8 protein-coding genes (1 of these 8 running past the window's edge) are annotated in these 17606 nt (G+C 69.4%); all 8 read left to right on the forward strand.

The window, feature by feature from the left end:
- Tightly spaced (each overlapping or abutting the next), the 8 genes in view from ABZ909_RS33245 to ABZ909_RS33280 form a layout consistent with a single transcriptional unit that may run on beyond the window.
- Entirely contained in the window at positions 1 to 279 is a 279-nt protein-coding gene (locus tag ABZ909_RS33245; protein WP_357007668.1) for an acyl carrier protein, read from the forward strand.
- On the forward strand, positions 276 to 1373 hold the full coding sequence (locus ABZ909_RS33250) for an acyl-CoA dehydrogenase family protein (RefSeq protein WP_357007670.1): 1098 nt from the start codon (positions 276 to 278) through the stop codon (positions 1371 to 1373). Before ABZ909_RS33245 ends, ABZ909_RS33250 begins: the two co-directional genes overlap by 4 nt.
- Entirely contained in the window at positions 1370 to 2350 is a 981-nt protein-coding gene (locus ABZ909_RS33255) for a 3-oxoacyl-ACP synthase (RefSeq protein ID WP_357007672.1), read from the forward strand. Before ABZ909_RS33250 ends, ABZ909_RS33255 begins: the two co-directional genes overlap by 4 nt.
- Entirely contained in the window at positions 2350 to 3375 is a 1026-nt protein-coding gene (locus ABZ909_RS33260) for an HAD-IIIC family phosphatase (protein WP_357007674.1), read from the forward strand. Before ABZ909_RS33255 ends, ABZ909_RS33260 begins: the two co-directional genes overlap by 1 nt.
- Positions 3372 to 5204: an amino acid adenylation domain-containing protein gene (locus ABZ909_RS33265; protein ID WP_357007676.1), complete on the forward strand. Its 1833-nt coding sequence runs from the start codon at positions 3372 to 3374 to the stop codon at positions 5202 to 5204. The genes ABZ909_RS33260 and ABZ909_RS33265 overlap by 4 nt, the downstream gene beginning before the upstream one ends.
- Positions 5201 to 9601 (forward strand): condensation domain-containing protein, encoded by a 4401-nt coding sequence (locus ABZ909_RS33270; protein WP_357007678.1) that lies wholly within the window; start codon positions 5201 to 5203, stop codon positions 9599 to 9601. The genes ABZ909_RS33265 and ABZ909_RS33270 overlap by 4 nt, the downstream gene beginning before the upstream one ends.
- Entirely contained in the window at positions 9598 to 10443 is an 846-nt protein-coding gene (locus ABZ909_RS33275) for a 3-hydroxyacyl-CoA dehydrogenase family protein (protein WP_357007681.1), read from the forward strand. The genes ABZ909_RS33270 and ABZ909_RS33275 overlap by 4 nt, the downstream gene beginning before the upstream one ends.
- Positions 10430 to 17606, forward strand: the 5' portion of a protein-coding gene (locus ABZ909_RS33280) for an amino acid adenylation domain-containing protein (RefSeq protein WP_357007683.1). The gene runs 3266 nt beyond the window's last position; 7177 of the gene's 10443 nt are visible here — the first part of the coding sequence; it begins with the start codon at positions 10430 to 10432; its stop codon lies beyond the right edge, outside the window. Before ABZ909_RS33275 ends, ABZ909_RS33280 begins: the two co-directional genes overlap by 14 nt.

The following is a 17606-nucleotide window of genomic DNA, read 5'->3' on the forward strand; positions in this document are numbered from 1 at the left end:
GTGGAGGATCTGGCGCGGGTCGTGCGACATCGGGCGGAGCTGACGCAGGAGTTGCTGGCCTACTTCGGGTCGATGGCCGAGATCGAATTGGCACCGGATGACGACATTTTCGCGCTCGGACTGGTGAATTCACTACGGGCGCTCGAGATTGTCGTGCACGTGGAGAGCACCTACGGGATCTTGGTCGATGTCGATGATCTCGAACTCGACAACTTTCGGAGTGCCGCGCGTGCGGCGGCCTTCGTTGTCCGCAAGCAGGGCGGGGACAGCCGCCCGTGATCGAAGTGGACGACCTCGTGCAGGCTGCGGCTCGCGATGCGGCACGGTGGGATCGGGACGGTCTGCCCGACGAGATGATCGAGCTTGTGGCTCGGAATGGGCTGCTGGGCGCGGATCGGCCCGCGTGCTTCGGTGGTGCGGAACTCGATGCGCGGGAGCTCGGGCGATTGGCCGCGACGCTCGGGCACGCGTGCACCAGCCTGCGTTCGCTGGTGACCGTGCACGGCATGGTGGCCGCCGCGGTGGATCGGTGGGGTACGGCCGCACAGCGGGAGGCATGGCTGCCCCGGCTCACCACCGGTGAGGTCATAGCCGCGCTGGCGGCTACCGAAGCCGGAGCCGGAACCGAGTTGTCAGCTGTCGCTGCGACTTTCGAGCCCGACGGCACGGATATCCTGGTGTCCGGTACCAAGCTGTGGGTGACCTTCGGTCAGCGTGCGGACGTCTACCTCGTGCTCGGTAGAGCGCCCGGTGGACTGTGTGCCGCACTGGTGGATCGGGACCGGCCCGGTGTCGGTGTGGAACCCGCCGAAAGCGGTCTCGGGTTGCGCGGTGCGCGGCTGGCGACCGTCCGGTTCGACCGCGTGCGCATACCCGCCACCCAGCTGATCGCACCACCGGGGTTCGGTCTGTCCCATGTCCTCGGCACCGCATTGGATCACGGCCGCTACACCGTCGCCTGGGGTGGTGTCGGGCTGGCCCGCGCCTGCCTCGGCGATGCGGCCGCCCATGCGGTCACCCGCGTCCAGGGCGGCACCGCGCTGGCCGAACATCAGCTGATCCGCGCCACGCTCGGCCGCTGCTGGGCGGATGTGGAAGGCGCGCAAGCCCTCTGCGAACGCGCGGCCGATGCGCGGATCACGGGATCGCCCCAGGCGCTGATCTTCACGATTGCCGCCAAATACGCCGCCGCCGGTGTCGCGGCGACGGTCAGCGAACGGGCCGTGCAGGTACTCGGCGCGGCGGGCTGCGCACCGGACAGCCGGATCGGCCGCTTCTATCGCGACGCCAAGGTCATGCAAATCATCGAGGGAGCACAGGAGGTCGCCGAGGTGGCCATGGGCGAGCACGTCATGCGGGGTGCGCGATCATGAACGAACGCGTGCTACTGGGTCCGGTCGCGACCTGGTTCCCGGACCAGACCGCCGCGGTCGCGACGCTGGCGGAATTGGCCGATCTGCCCACGAACCGCCGGGAACACGCCCTGGCCCTGGGCATCGACACGGTGCGCACCGCTGACGGCATGACCGAGGTCGATCTCGCCGCCGAGGCGGCCCGCGCGGCGCTGGACGAGGCCGATCTCGCGGCCGCCGATCTGGACGCGCTGATTCTGGTCACCGGCCGCGCGCCGCAGTACCTGCTCGCCTCGGAGGCGACCCGGCTGCAACACCGGATCGGCGCGGCGCGCGCCTTCACCACGGCGGTCGGGGACCTCGGCTGCGTATCCGTCTCCGCCGCACTGACTCTCGCCGCCAGCCTGGTTCGCGCGGATGCCCACTGCCGCAATGTCCTGGTGGTCACGGCCGCCAGGACGCCCACCCGGAATCGCTACCGCGCTCCCATGACATTGCTCGGTGACGGTGCGGCCGCACTGCTGGTCACCACCTCCGGCCCCGGCCGCTGGGAGTTCGTCGACCAGATCGTGCGCAGCGAAGGCAAATACGCGGACCTGTTCCGCATCGACTACCGCGATATCGGCTCCGGCGACTGGGCCGAGGTGTGCGCGGACGAGTCCACCTACTCGTTCCGGCTCGCGGTCGAGAGCAAGAAGCGATTCGACGCCATTGTTCCGGAAGTGCTGCGACGCAATGGCATTCGAGACGGAGAGGTGGGACCGATCCTCATGCAGAACCTGTCGGCCGGCGCCTTCGCCTTCTGGGAGGAGGCTCTGGAACGCCCGGTCGACAAGGTCTGCCGAACCAATCTCGCGGCCTACGGCCACCTGGGCTCGATGGACGTGCTGGTCAATCTGGAGGCCGCCGCGGCCAGCCGCGCGACCGGTGCATACGCGCTGCTGTTGAACAGCAGCCCGGTCGCCGCGTGGAGTGCCGGCCTGCTGCGGAGGGTGTAATGGCGGCGACAGTGAAATGCCTGGTCTGGGATCTCGACGATACGGTGTGGCCCGGCGTTGTGCTGGAGTCGGACGGCGGTGCGCCGAAACCGGAAGTGCTGCATACGATCCGGACACTGGATGAACGCGGCATCCTGCACGCCGTCGCAAGTCGTGGCGAACCAGAGGCTGCCACAGCGCATTTGCGCATGCACGGTATCGAGGACATGTTCTCGGCCGTCGAGATCGGCTGGGGTCCCAAGTCGGAGGCCATTCGCCGGATCGCGGAATCCCTCAATATCGGCCTGGACACGGTGGCATTCGTCGACAATGATCCGGTCGAGCTGGCGGAGGTGGCCGCCACCCTCCCGGAAGTCCGGTGCTATCCTGCCGACCGGATCGCCGAACTCCCGAATCTTTCCGAATTCATGTCGGCCACAACGACATCCGAGGCACAGCAGCGCCGGTTGCTATATCGCGCCGAACGGGAGCGCAAAGCATCCGAAGCCGAATTCAGCGGCTCGGACGCGGATTTCCTGGCCTCGCTGGATCTGGTCATGACCGTCGGCGAGGCGACCGAGGCGGATCTGGTTCGCGCACATGAGCTGACCGAACGCACCCACCAGCTCAATACCACCGGCGTCACCTTCGACATGGACGAGCTGCGGGCATTGTGCGCGTCCCCGCGTCACGAGGTGCTCGTCGCTTCCCTGACCGACCGTTTCGGCGGCTACGGCACGATCGGGCTGGCGGTGACCGAACAGCGTGGCCCGGATGCGGTGCTGCTCCTGCTGCTCATGTCCTGTCGCGTCATGTCGCGCGGCGTCGGCACGACTCTCATCGCCGAGGTGGTGCGCCGTGCCCACGCGGCCGGTTTGCGGCCTGCGGCGGAATTCGTTGCCACACCGCGGAATCGGGTCATGCTGGTGACTTTGCGCTTCGCCGGCTTCGAAGTGGCCGAGCAGGACGGAGATCGCGTCCTGCTCGTCTGCACCGTGCCCGCCGAAAAGATCGGCGGCACCGGCCATGTCGAGGTGGTTCGATGAGCGTGGATCTGCTCGGCGGCCTGCTGTGCCAATTCGAGCGGGTGCCCGATCGTCTCGCGGTCGTGGTCGGGGATCGGTCTCTCACCTACCGCGAACTGGACACCGCGACAATGGCTCTCGCACGCCGGCTGCTCGTGGCCGGGGTGCGGCCCGGGCAGACGGTCGTCGTCTACCAGCGGCAGAACCTGGACACCGTGATCGGCATGATCGCGACCCTGCGCGTCGCTGCGGCCTGGTGTGTCATCGAACCCGGCCACGGCGGCGAGTCGTCGCTCGGCGCGGTGCTGGAGGCGCTGGACTGTGCCGCGGTGATCATCGATGGGCGGGATCCGCTCACTCCGGGCGATGCGGCGACGGCGCTGGCGGACGCGACGAATGGTCCAGCGGTGATCGACATCGCGGCGCGGGTGGATCCACCCGAGATCCCGCTGCCCGGCCCGCCGCCGCGGCTCGCCCCGGCCTACGCCATCACCACCTCCGGCTCCACCGGTGTTCCGAAGGCGGTGGTCGTGTCCCGCGCGAACCTCGCCACCCAGATCGGGTCCCGGAACAATGCGCACACCGACGGTGCGCTGGTCACCCTCTCGGCCCTGCGGCTGATCTGGGACGGTTCCCTGCTGGGTGTGGTGTGGCCGCTCGCGGTCGGCGGCACCAGCGTGTTTCCCGACTTCCGGATGGTGCGAGATGTCGATGCCGTCGCCGACCTCGCTCGGAGCCGGGGTGTTTCGCATTTCATCGCGACGCCGTCGTTCTATCGGCTGGCGCTGCCACGGCTGGCCGAGCTGCGGGCGACGCTGCGAACGGTGATCCTGGCGGGGGAGGCGGTCCCGCCGCGCCTGGTGGACGAGCACCGCGAAGTACTGCCCGCCGTGGCGCTGCACAACGAATACGGCCCCACCGAGGCGACGATCACCTGCATCGGCCCGTACGTCGCGGACACGTCGCGGCGGGTCGTCCCGATGGGAAAACCGGCCGCGGGGACGACGGCTCACCTCCTGGACGACAAGCTGCGCCCCGTGCTCCGTGGCACTCGCGGCGACCTGTACCTCGGTGGCGGGCAGATCGCCGACGGTTATGCGGCACGTCCCGGATTGACCGCGACTCGATTCGTGGCCGACCCCTTCGCCACCGAACCGGGTGCTCGCATGTACCTCACCGGCGACCTCGCCCTCGCGGATGCGAACGGCGACATCGAATTCCATGGCCGGGTCGACAATCAGGTGAAGGTCCGTGGCGTGCGCATCGAACGCGGCGCGGTGGAGGCGGTGCTGGAAGACCATCCCGCCGTGCGTGAAGCGGTCGTGCTGCCCGTCGCCGATGTCGATGACTCGGTGTACCTGGCCGCCTTCTGGGTGCCTCTGGACACCGCGGCGACCACGCCCGCATCGAGCGCGCTGGCCGGATTCTGCGCTGAACATCTTGTGCCGGAAGCAGTTCCGGCACGGTTCGTGACCGTCGATGCCCTTCCCATCACGCCGGGCAGCAGCAAGCTCGACGAGGCGGCGCTGCGCGCGCTGCTGACCGGTTCGACGGTCCGGCGGGCGGTGTCGCGGGACGACTGGACCGAGACCGAGCGTGCCCTCGGCGAGATCTGGTCGGAGGTGCTGCTGCACGACGAATTCGATCGCGCGGACCGCTTTCTCGACGTCGGCGGCAACTCCCATCGCGTGGTCGCCTTGCACGTGCGCCTGCAGGCGCGCTGGCCGGGCGCCATCTCGGTGGGCCTGCTGTTCGATCTGGACACCGTGGCCGCGCAGGCGGCCGCACTGCCCGCGGATCCGTTACACCCCGCCGCACCGGCGGACGTTCCCCTGGCATTCGAAGTGTGAAGGACATCGTGACCGCACTCGCACCACGCGACGGCGACATCGCCGTCATCGGTATCGGCGCGCGCTTCCCGGACGCGGCGAACCTCGAAGAGTTCCGCGAGAACCTCGCCGCCGGAAGGGATTCGATCGGCCCCATGCCGGAGTCTCGTGCCGCGGCGACCGCCCTGGACCGCCGCGTCCGGTACCTGCCCATGGGGCACCTCACCGATATCCACACCTTCGACTACGCGTTCTTCGGCCTGTCCAAACGCGAAGCGGCCCTGATGGATCCGCAGCAGCGGATCGCCCTGGAGCTGGCGCACCGCGCCATCGAGGATGCCGGCTACGCACCCGCCACCCTGCGCGCGGCCACCACCGCGGTGGTGTTCAGCGCGCCCATGCCCAGTTATCACGCCATGGCCGTCGACCCGGGCCCCCTCGCCATGCTGGGCAATCTGCCCTTCGGTGTCCCCGCTCGCATCGCACACCTGCTCGGTTTCGACGGGCCCTGCTACGCCGTGGACAGCGGCTGCAACGCCTCGCTCATCGCCGTCCACCACGCCTGCCGCGAATTGCGCAGCGGCGATGCCGATTACGCACTGGCCGGCGGAGTCAGCGTCCGCGCCCACGGCGCTCCGGCCTGGGCCGTGCACACCATGAGCGAGATCGCCTCACCCGGCAGCCGGGTCCGAGCCTTCGACGCCGACGCTGACGGCACAGTCCCCGGCGAAGGCGGTGCGGCGCTGCTGCTGACCACGCTCGAGCGCGCCCGCGCCGACCGCGCTCCGGTATACGCGGTCATCCGGGGCAGCGCCGTCCTGCACAACGGCCATTCCGCCGTGACCATCAGCACGCCGAGCGCCGCCGCGCAGGCCCGGGTCATCGCGCGCGCCTGGCGCACGGCCGGAGCCGATCCCCGCGATGCCGGGTACCTCGAAGCCCACGGATCCGCCACCCGGCTGGGCGATGCCGTCGAACTGGAGGGCCTGCGCACCGCGTTCGCCGAGCGCGCCACCGCCCTCCCGATCGGATCGGTGAAGACCAATATCGGCCACCTCGATCACGCCGCCGGTGTGGCCGGCCTGGTGAAGGCCGTCCTGTCGGTCGCCGACGGACAACTCTTCCCATCTCTCCACTTCCACCGTCCCACTGGCGATCTCGACCTGGCCGCGGCCGGCCTCGAAGTGGTCACGCAACCGAGACCGTGGCGGAGCGACGGCCCGCGCCTGGCGGGTGTCAGCTCCTACAGCCTCGGCGGCGCCAACGCCCACTGCGTCGTGCAGCAGGCCCCCGATGCGGTACCGCAGCCGGAAGTGGAACCGGCCGAGGCGAGTCGCGAGCCGGTGCCCCGGCTGATCGGGGTTTCGGCGCGGACGGCGACGGCGCTCGCCGACCTGTGCGGCTCGCTGGCGGGGCGTCTGCGGGACGATCCGATCGATCTTGCGGATGTGGCGTTCACGCTCGGCCGGGGCCGTGCGCACTTCGGCCATCGCATCGCGGTATATACGGGCAGCACCATGGAATTGGCCGATCTGCTCGAAACACGCGGTGCTGCTGTCGATTCGGACGGTGTGCAGCCGGTCGCGCCGCGAGTGGCGCTGTTGCTCTCGCCGGGTGCGCTGCCGGTCGGGCAAGATCGCACCGCACTGCCGGAACAGCTGCCCGCGAACGGGGAGACGGCCGAAGTGCTCGCGGCACAGCTCGCGGTGCACGATCGATTGCGTGCCTGTGGGATTCAGTTCGTGGCCGTGCTCAGCGGGGGCGCGTCGAAGTTCGCGGCACGCTATCTGCTCGGGTCGCGAGAGCCTGTCGACCCGGGAGAATTGGCTGTTGCCGCGGAGACGCCCGCGGTGGACCGGTCGCGTCTGCTCGCGGCGGCGGAGATGCTGTTGCGGGATGGGCCGGTCGTCTTTGTCGATCCCAGCCGGGACGGCATGCTCGGGCGGTATCTCACCGAGGATCTCGCGGGTCGCGCGGATGCGGAGATCCTGTTCGGCTCGGCCGATTCCGCGGGGGCGCTCGGCATCCTGGGGCGGCTCTACGAGCGTGGAGTCGATCTCGACTGGGCGCGGGTGCAGGGCGGGGACGGTCGCAGGATGCGATTGCCCGGGCACCCGCTGCGCGGCACCCGGTGCTGGGTTGAACTGCCCACTGCGGCACAGCATGCCGAGATCGCGTCCGAGCCCCTCGAAGCTGTCGCCGCGCCCGAGCGTCCGGTGGTTGCCATGCCGTCGGATGCGGCGGAGTGGCTGCGCGCAGTGCTGCGCGAACTGTTGCATGCGGAGAACGAAATCGCGTTGGATGACGACTATTTCGACGTGGGCGGCAATTCGATCATTGCCGTGCAGTTGGTCGAGCGGGTGGAGGAGGCATTCGGATTTCGGCCGAAACTGCTCGATGTGTACGAGCGGCCCAAGGTTGCCGAGTTCGCGGACCTGCTGCGGGAAGGGGCGCGCCCCGCGCCCGAGGTGATGTCGGGAGTGCGCGGGCTGCCGGCCATTACGCGCACCGACGAGCTGGTCATGTCGCCCGGGCAGGAACGGATGTGGTTCCACCATCAGCTTGTTCCGGACACCACGCTCTACAACTATCCGGTGGTCAACGTGCTGCGCGGGCCGATCGACGTTGACGCGGTCAAGGGAACATTCGAGGATTTCGCGGAGCGACACGAACCGCTGCGCTACAACCTCGTCGAGGTCGACGGTGCGCCGGCGGTGCGAGTGCGGCCCGCTCTCGGCGAGTTCTTCAGGGTCGTCGATGTGTCCGGTGCAGCCGATTCGGTCGCCCGGGCGCGCGAGCTGGTCCGGGAGGCCGCGGTCCGGCCGTTCGATCTGGGCCGCGACCCCATGGTGCGGGTGCTGGTGGTCAAACTCGCTCCGGATATGCATGTGCTGCAGGTGGTGTGCCATCACTGCGTCACCGACGGTCAGACGCCGGGGATCCTCGCTCGGGAGATTCCGGTGCTCTATGCCGCCCGGCGGGAGGGCCGCACGGCCGAGCTGGAACCGCTGCCGATTCGCTACCGCGACTACGCGCGCTGGCACCGGGAGCTGCTCGACTCGGGCGCGCTCGACAATGAGCTCGAATACTGGATGCATATGCTGCGTGGCGCGCCGAAGCTGCGGCTGCCCACCGACTTCCCGCGGCCGGCGCGCAAGACGTTCGCCGGTGAACTGGAGCCGTTCCCGGTGCCGGCGACACTGCTCGCCGCGGCCCGCACGGTCGCGAAGCGGGAGTCGGTGTCGCTGTTCGTGGTGCTGCTGTCCGCCTTCTATCTGCTGCTCGCCCGGCGCAGTGGCCAGCGCGACCTCGTCGTCGGCACGCCGACCACCGGCCGCACCCGCCGTGAGCTGGAAGGGCTCATCGGCTTCTTCAACAGCACCGTCGCGTTGCGCGCCAACCTCTCCGGTCCCGCGACGCTGGGCGATCTGCTCGAACGAGTGCGTGGAATCGTGCTGGGCGCGTTGGAGAATCAGGAGATTCCATTCGAGCGAGTGGTCAATGCCCTCGACGATCAGCGCGACGTGTCCCGCACCCCGATCTTCGATGTGCTCTACGTCCACCAGGACCTCACCGGCGCCGGATCGGTCAACCCGCTCGGTGGCGGGGCGACGGAGTTCTTCGATTCGGAGCACACCATCCACAATGCCTTCGGCGGATTACCGCCCGGCACAGCCAAATTCGATCTCAGCCTGATCACCTACGATCGCAGCGACGACCTCGACATGCTGGCCTGCTTCGAGTACAGCACCGAGCTGTTCACCCAGCGCACCGCCGCGGGGCTGGCCGCGGCCTACCTCGAGATCCTCACCGAGGTCGTGGAGTCTGCTCCGGATCGGTCGATCGAGGAGCTGCTCGTCACCGTGCCGTCGCCTGCCGGCGTAGGTGCGGCCGAACAGGCTGTGGTACTGGATATTCCGACGGACCGGCCGCGCCGAACCGGCTCGGCCCGATACACGCCCGGGACGGTGCGCGAGCGGCTCGATGCCGCGCCGGGCGACGCGGACCTGCTCGCCGCCTGGGCGGCACTGCTGAGCTGGTACTCCGGCTCCGATGACGTAGTGGTCGGCTCGGCAACCGGTACCGTCCGAATGGACTTCGCCGACGAACCCACCGGGGCCGAACTGCTCGAACGAGCCGCCGCGGAGTTGGCCGCGTCGGCGCAGGGCGACAGCCATGCCGGGGCCATCTGGTTCGGCACCGCCCCGCCGGACACCGCGGAACTGGCGCTCGACCGCGAGTCCGGGGACCGCGCAGTCCTGGAACTGGTCTACGCCACAGAACTTTTCGACGAATCGACCGCGCAGCAGATGCTCTCGGATCTGACCCGGCTGCTGCACGGCCTGTTGGAGACACCGAACGATCCGGTGCCGGACATCGCGGTGCGCTGCATCGCGGAAGCGGAGGTGACCCGATGACCGGAGTCGTAGCAGTGATCGGTGCAGGCACCATGGGTGCCGGCATCGCACAATGCCTCGCGCAGGCGGGACGCGATGTCATCGTGGTCGAACCCGATCCGGGCGCCGTGGAGCGGGCGCGCCGTGGCCTGAACGAAGCGGTGCGCCTGGCGCTGCTGCTGGGCCGCGGTGATCGGCGGACAGCGCTCGAGACTGCCCGCCGGGTGCGCTGGACCGACAGCATCGACGACCTCGATGCGGTCGAGTTCGTCATCGAGTGCGCGGTCGAGCGGATCGAATTGAAGGAGCAGCTCTTCGCCGAACTGGACCGCGTCTGCCCGGCCGACGCCGTGCTCGCCTCCGCGACGTCGGCCATCCCCATCGCCCGGCTGGCCGCCGCGACCGGTCGCCCGGATCGCGTGCTCGGTCTGCACTTCATGAACCCGGCCCCACTGACCGATGCGGTGGAAGTCGTTCGCGGGGCGCAGACTTCGGCCGACACCATGGCGCGCGCCACCGAACTGCTCACCGCTCTCGGCAAGGAATCGCTGGTCGTCGGCGACCGCCCCGGGTTCGTCATCAACCGCCTGCTCATGCTGAGCATCGCGCAAGCCGCCGCCACCCTCGACACCGGCACCGACGCCGCGACGGTGGACGCCCTCTTCGAACGCTGCCTCGGCCACCGCATGGGTCCGCTGCGCACCGCCGACCTGATCGGCCTGGACAACGTCGCCGACACCATCGAGGTGCTGCGGCGCGAGACCGGCGAGGACCACTACCGCATTCCGCCCGCGCTCGCGACGCTCGTCGCCGGGGGACATTTCGGCCGCAAGACCGGACAAGGATTCCATGACTATCGTTGAGACCACTCGCACCGCGACGGCCGGACCGCGGGTCCCGAGCGATGCGCAGCGCGCCGCCCTCGCGGCCGGTGATCGCTACGTCGACCTGTACGTCGGACTGGCCAGCTCGCTGGACGCGGACGCCTTGCGCCGGGCGGTCGACACCGTCATGACGGAATGCCCGTTGCTGCACAGTGCGTTCCGTGCCGGCACCGGCGCGATCCAGGTGTGCGAGCACCCGCCCGTACCCACCGCCGTGCTCAGCGCCGACGGGACCGGTCCGGGAGATTTCGTCGCCGCGTGGATAGCGGAAGAACGTGCGCGCCCCATGGATATCGCGCACGGGCCGCTGTACCGGCAGGCCGTCTTCCGATTCCCGGATGGCCGGCTCGGTTGGTACCAGCGCTACCACCGCCTGGTCAACGACTTCCCGGGAGCGCTCGCTATCCTCGCCCGAGTGCGTCACCTTCTGGACGGCGCGCCCACCACCCCCGGCTCGAATCCGCCCTTCGGCGAGACTGCGGACCAGCTGGAAAACGATCGCCGATACCGCGAATCCGGCGCATGGTCCGGCGACCGGGACTACTGGGAGCAGACCTTCGCCGATGCCGCCCGGCCCGAACCGCCCGCCGCGGCTATCGCGCGTCCTTCCAGCGGTACTCCGGACGAGGCGGTGTGGGCCACGGTGGGGGCGTCTGCGGAGCTCACCAGGGCCGCGCGGGTGTGCGGGGCCGGTGCGCCCGCGGTGGTGCTGGCCGCGTTGGCCGTCTACGCGACTCGCATGGGGTCTGCGGGGGAGTGCGTGGTCGCACTCGATACCGGGGAAACCACTGTGCCGCTGCGGATTCGGGTTGCGGCGCAGGCTGGATTCCACTCGATCGCCAAACAGGTGGGGCGAGAGCTGCGCAAGGCACGCCGACTCAGGTTCATTCCCGATATCGATGAGCCGTGGGCGGATTCGCCGGTGCACGGGCAGTGGCCGCTCGCGGTCCGCATGCTCGGCGGTGCCGCGATCGGCAATCTCGGCACGGCGTCGGTGACCGAGTGTTTCGGGGACGGCGGCGAGTTCACCGTGTGCGTCGACGACCAGGCCGTCGGCGGATGGCGAATTGCCGTTGCCGGAGCGCATCGTTCGCACCGGGACCGGCTGGTTCGGCTGCTGGAGCAGTTGGTCCGCGCGCCGCATGCGCCCATTGCCCGGATCGATATCGCCGCACCGGAGGAGATCGAGCGTCTCATCGGCAGTCCCCCCGCCGAGGTGGTCGCGGCGCCCACCACACTCGCGGCGATGTTCGCCCAGCAGGCAGCCCGGTCACCGGAGGCATTGGCGATCGTCGGACGCGAAACCCGCATGACCTACGCGGACCTGCAGGGTGAATCGAATCGCCTGGCGCGCACGCTGATCACCCTCGGCGTCGGGCCGGAACACGTGGTGGCGCTCGCTTTCGGGCCATCGAGCGAACAGATCCTCGCGGTGCACGCGGTGCTGGCAACCGGCGCCGCATACCTGCCGCTGGATCCGGAGCATCCGCGTTCGCGTCATGCTCAGGTGCTCGACATCGCAGAGCCGGTGTGTGTCCTCACCACGCGGCGGGACGGATTCGACGCTCCCGATGGCGTCCGGGTGATCCACATCGACGAACTCGACCTGGCCGCCGAGTCGGGTGCCACGGTCACCGATGACGATCGCATCGCCCCGCTGCGTCCGGAAAACCTTGCGTACGTGCTGTTCACGTCCGGCTCCACTGGGCAGCCGAAGGGCGTGGGCGTCACCCACGCGGCCGTGTGCACCCATCTCGCCTGGATGCAGCACCTGCACCGCCTCGACGACACCGACACAGTCGTGCGCAAGACCGCCCTGACGTTCGATGTCTCGGCCTGGGAAGTGTTGTGGCCGTTCACCGTCGGTGCTCGGGTCGTGGTCACCGGGCCGGGTGTGCACGGCGATCCGAGCGAGCTGGCGCGAGCGATCATCGAACACGATGTCACCACGGTGCAGTTCACGCCGTCCACGCTCGCGGCGCACCGGCAGGCGGTGGCCGCGCCGATGGCGTCCGGTGTGCGTCGCGTGCTGCTCGCCGGTGAGGCGCTGACGTCGGCACTCGCCGCGGCTCTGCCGACCATCGCTCCGGGCGCGCGCTACGACAATCTCTACGGTCCGACCGAGGCGACAGTGGCCGTCACCCGGCACGTGATCGGCGAGAACGACATTGCCGCAGTGCCCATCGGCGCACCCGCCTGGCATGTCCGTGCCCACGTGCTCGATGCCTTTCTGCGGCCCGTTCCGGCGGGCGTGCCGGGCGAGCTCTATCTCGGTGGCGCGACGCTCGCGCGCGGCTACGTGCGCCGGGCGGGGTACACCGCCACCCGTTTCGTCGCCGACCCGTTCGGTGCTTCCGGGCAGCGGCTCTACCGCACCGGTGACATCGTGCGGTCCACCGGTCGCGGCGAGCTGGAGTACCTCGGCCGCAGTGACTTCCAGGTGAAGCTGCGCGGCGTGCGCATCGAACTCGGCGAGATCGAATCGGTGCTCGCCGCACAGGAATCCGTGGCCCAGGCGGTTGCCCTCGTTCAGGACGGCAACCATGCCGGTGCCGTCGGTGGTCGCCTGGTCGCCTATGTCACCCCGGCCGCCGGGCACAGCATCGATCCCGCCGCTCTGGACCAGCGGTTGCGTGCGGTACTGCCCCGGCATCTGGTGCCCGCCGTGATCATCGGTCTGCCCGCACTACCGGTGACCCCTTCCGGCAAGGTGGATCGAAAGGCCCTGCCCGCACCCGAGGTCGAGACGGTGGCCTTCCGTGCCCCGCGCACCGACACCGAAACCGCGCTCGCCGCCGCCTATGCCGAGGTGCTCGGCCGGGACGGCATCGGTGTGGACGACTCCTTCTTCGCGCTCGGCGGCGACAGCATCATGTCGATCCTGCTGGTGTCGCGGGCACGGTCGCGCGGTATCGCGGTGACCGCGCAACAGGTCTACGAGCACCGCACCGTCGCCCGTCTGGCGGCCATTGCCGAAACCGCGGGCGGAGAGCAGATTCCGCCGCTCGCCGAACTGCCGGGCGGCGGTGTCGGCGAATTGCCGCTCAACCCGGTCCTCCGGTTCCTGGTCGAGCGCGGTGGCACCTTCGATCGTTTCTGCCAGTCCATGACATTGGACCTGCCGACCGGAATCGATCGCGGCGCACTGGTTTCCACCATCTCCGCGGTCGTCGATCACCACGACATGCTGCGCTCGCGGCTCTACCGCGACGGCACGGGGGACTGGCATGCGCTGGTCACGCCGCCGGGCAGCATCGATGTGGACTCCCTCATCCACCAGGTTGCCTACGACGCCGACCTCACCGGTGATGAACTCCGGGCACTCGCCGAAGCCGAACTGAACTCGGCCATCGACCGGATCGACCCGTCCGTCGGCGCGGTACTGCGGTTCGTCTGGCTGACACCGGATTCGGTCACCGCCCCCGGAATGCTCGTCATCGTTGCCCACCACATCGCCGTCGACGGCGTCTCCTGGCGAATCCTGTTGCCCGACTTCATTGCCGCATGGGCGGCGGTCGCGGCGGGGAACATCCCGCGGCTGCCCGCGGTCGGAACATCGATGCGCCGATGGGCGCACGCGCTCGTCGACACCGCGCACACCGAGGCGCTCACCGCCGAGCTGCCGCTCTGGCGCGAGATCGTCGAGGGCCCGGCGCCGTCCTTCGGTGAGCGGCCCTTCGATCCACACCGCGATATGGCAGTCGACGTAGCGCACACCTCCGTCGAACTCGACGAACGCGACACCGCCGCCATCCTCACCGCCATTCCGGAGCGCTACCGGGCCCGCGTCGCGGACGCGCTGCTGACGGCACTCGCGCTGGCGGTGACGCGCTGGCGGTCGCGGCGCGGCGAGGACGAGCGGTCGGTGCTGCTGCGCCTGGAAGGCCATGGCCGCGAACAGGATGCGGTGCCCGGGACGGAACTGTCTCGCACCGTCGGCTGGTTCACCTCCATCGTCCCGGCGCGGCTGGACCTGACCGGAGTGGATCTCGACGATGCCTTCGGCGGCGGCCCGGCCATGGGAGTCGCGATCAAGGCCGTCAAGGAACAGCTGCGGGCAGCGCCGCACAATGGCTTCGGCTACGGCCTGCTCGGATACCTGAACGAGGACACCGCCGCCGCGCTGCCGCCGGGCGAGCCGGGGGAGATCTCGTTCAACTACTTCGGGCACATCACCGGCCTCGACATTCCGGAGGAGCTCGCCGGAATCGGCTTCCTGCCCTCCACCGACTTCGGCATGCTGGCCATTCGTCCCGACGCCGGCCGTGGCGCGCTGGGCGCCGTGGAAGTGGATTCCATCGTCCTCGGCCACCGTCTGGTGACCGGCTTCGGTTATGCGCGCGGCATATTCGGCGAGTCCGCGGGCGACGAACTGGTCGAGCTCTGGCGTGCGGCGCTCGATGCCGTCGCACGGCACGCGCGCAATCCGCATACCGGCGGCGGGCACACCCCGTCCGACTTCCCGCTCGTGACCGTCACACAGGGCGATATCGACACCTGGGAACAGCGGTACCCGACACTGAGCGAGGTGTGGCCGGCTACGCCGCTGCAGTCCGGCATGATGTTCCACGCCCTGTTCGATCCGGACGCGGTCGACGTGTACACGGTGCAGCTGGTGCTGGATCTGGAGGGCACGGTCGACGCGTCGCGGCTGCGGTCGGCCGCGGCGGCGGTGCTGGAGCGACATGCCAACCTGCGCACCGCCTTCGAGGTGGATGCCGCCGGGGCCCCCGTCCAGATCGTCACCGGCGATGTGGTCCTGCCCTGGCGCGAGGTCGAGCTGTCCGACGCGGCCGGCGAGGACGAGCGCCTCCTCGACGCCGAACGCACCATGCCATTCGACCTCACCGCCCCGCCGCTGCTGCGCTTCCTTCTACTCCGCCTCGGCGACGGACGGACCCGGTTCGCCGTGACCTGCCACCACCTGCTCCTGGACGGCTGGTCCATCCCGCTGCTGCTGCGCGAGATCATGGCCGGTTACGCCGGTCTCGCGGTCGAACCTCCACATCCTTACCGCCGCTATGTGGAATGGCTGGCCCGGCAGGACAACTCGCTCTCGCTGCGGGTGTGGGGCACAGCGCTGGCCGGGGTCACGGAGCCGACGCTGCTCGCGGACACCGCCGCGGTGCACGCTCCCACCGGCCTGCCCCAGGAGCGGGCGTTCGACCTGGACGAGGCGCAGACCCGGGCGCTGACCCGACTGGCGGCCGAGTTCGAGGTGACGATCAATACCGTCGTGCAGGCGGCCTGGGCAATCCTGCTGGCGCGCAGCACCGATCGTGACGACATCCTCTTCGGCACCACGGTCTCCGGCCGCCCCGCCGAGCTCGCGGGTGTCGAGAACATTGTCGGATTGTTCATCAATACGATCCCGGTGCGCATTCGACTGACCCCGGGCGAGTCCGTGGGCGTGCTGCTGCGCCGCGTACAGCGTGAGCAGTTCGAACTGACGGCCCACCACCACCTGGGCCTGCCGGAGATCAGCGCCCAGACCGGTGTCGGTGAGCGGAACCTGTTCGACACGCTCCTGGTCGTCGAGTCCTACCCCGTCGACGAGGCGAAACTGCGTTCGGACGCCCTCGCATTCGCCGGTCTGCCGATCGGCGGATTCCAGTCCAGGGAGGCGACGCACTACGCGCTGACGCTGACCGTCCGGCACACCGATCGCCTGCACCTGCTGGCCTCCTGGTGGCCCGAACTGCTTGACGCGGAGACCGTGTCCCGACTGGGAGAACGGTTGACCCGCGTGCTGGCGGCGCTCGCCGCGAATCCGAATATCGCTGTGGCGCAGATCGATCCGCTCGGTGAGGTGGAACGCAACCAGGTGCGGGACTGGCAGCGCCCCGCCGCGCCGGTGCCGGACGTGACGCTGGTGGACCTGTTCCGTGCCCGGGCCGCGGCGCGCGGAGAGGCCCTCGCGGTGCGATTCGGCGACCGCGCGTTGACCTATCACGACCTCGACGAGGCATCCGATGACTTGGCCCGCGCTCTCGCGGCTCATGGCGTCGGCGTGGAATCGCTGGTAGCCGTGGGTGTTTCACGTTCGGTGGAGCTGATTGTGGCGCTCCTCGGAGTACTCAAATCGGGCGCGGGCTACGTTCCGCTCGACCTCGGCAATCCGCCGCAGCGGCTCGAATTCATCCTCGGGGAGACGAACCCGGTCTGCGTCGTGACCACGGCCGCCGACCGTGCGGCACTGCCTGCGAGCCACCGGCCGTGCCTGGTGCTCGACGGTGCCGACCGCGGCGGCGCCAACGGCGACGAAATCATCTCGATCGCGCCGGGCCCGGACAATATCGCCTACGTGCTGTACACCTCGGGTTCCACGGGGCGTCCCAAGGGCGTGAGCGTGACGCATCGCAATGTCGTCGGCATGCTCGCCGCGACGGGGGGTCTGGTCGATACCGACCACACCGATGTGTGGACCATGTTCCACTCGCATGCCTTCGACTTCTCGGTGTGGGAGATGTGGGGTGCGCTCGCGAGCGGCGGCACGCTCGTCGTCGTGGACGCCGAGATGACACGTTCGCCGGAGGAGTTCGCCGAACTCCTGGCGCGCGAGGGTATTACGGTGCTGAGCCAGACACCCTCGGCCTTCGGTGCACTGCTCGACACCGGCCTGCGTCCCACCGCCGTGCCCGCGCTACGGCATATCGTGCTCGGTGGCGAAGCGCTGGATCCACGCAGTCTGCGGGTGTGGTACGACACGGATCGGGCGGGGAAGGCCCGAATCTCGAACCTGTACGGCATCACCGAGGCGACAGTGCATGCCACCCACTTCGCGGTGGACCGTGGGCACGCCGGGTCCGAACGGGCCAGCGTCATCGGTCGTGGCCTACCGGGAATGACTGTGCGCGTGCTGGATTCGCGCCTGCGGCCGACGCCGGTCGGCGCGCGCGGCGAGATCTATCTCACGGGATCCCAACTCGCCCGTGGTTATCACGCTCGCGCCGCGACCTCCGCGGAGCGCTATGTCGCCGATCCGTTCGGTGCGCCCGGTGCCCGCATGTATCGCACCGGTGATCTGGCGCGCTGGAACGGTGACGGGCACCTCGAATATCTCGGCCGCGGCGACCAGCAGGTGAAGATTCGCGGCTACCGCATCGAACCGGGGGAGATCGAGGCCGTGCTGCTCGAGCACG

Origin of the sequence: Nocardia sp. NPDC046763, assembly GCF_040645495.1 — a bacterium.
In the GTDB taxonomy this organism is placed as follows: Bacteria; Actinomycetota; Actinomycetes; order Mycobacteriales; family Mycobacteriaceae; genus Nocardia.

Bases quoted from the DNA above. Each gene is read 5' to 3' on its own strand.
- ABZ909_RS33255 (WP_357007672.1), top strand. From the start codon at position 1,370: ATGAACGAACGCGTGCTACTGGGTCCGGTCGCGACCTGGTTCCCGGAC.
- ABZ909_RS33260 (WP_357007674.1), top strand. From the start codon at position 2,350: ATGGCGGCGACAGTGAAATGCCTGGTCTGGGATCTCGACGATACGGTG.
- ABZ909_RS33265 (WP_357007676.1), top strand. From the start codon at position 3,372: ATGAGCGTGGATCTGCTCGGCGGCCTGCTGTGCCAATTCGAGCGGGTG.
- ABZ909_RS33275 (WP_357007681.1), top strand. From the start codon at position 9,598: ATGACCGGAGTCGTAGCAGTGATCGGTGCAGGCACCATGGGTGCCGGC.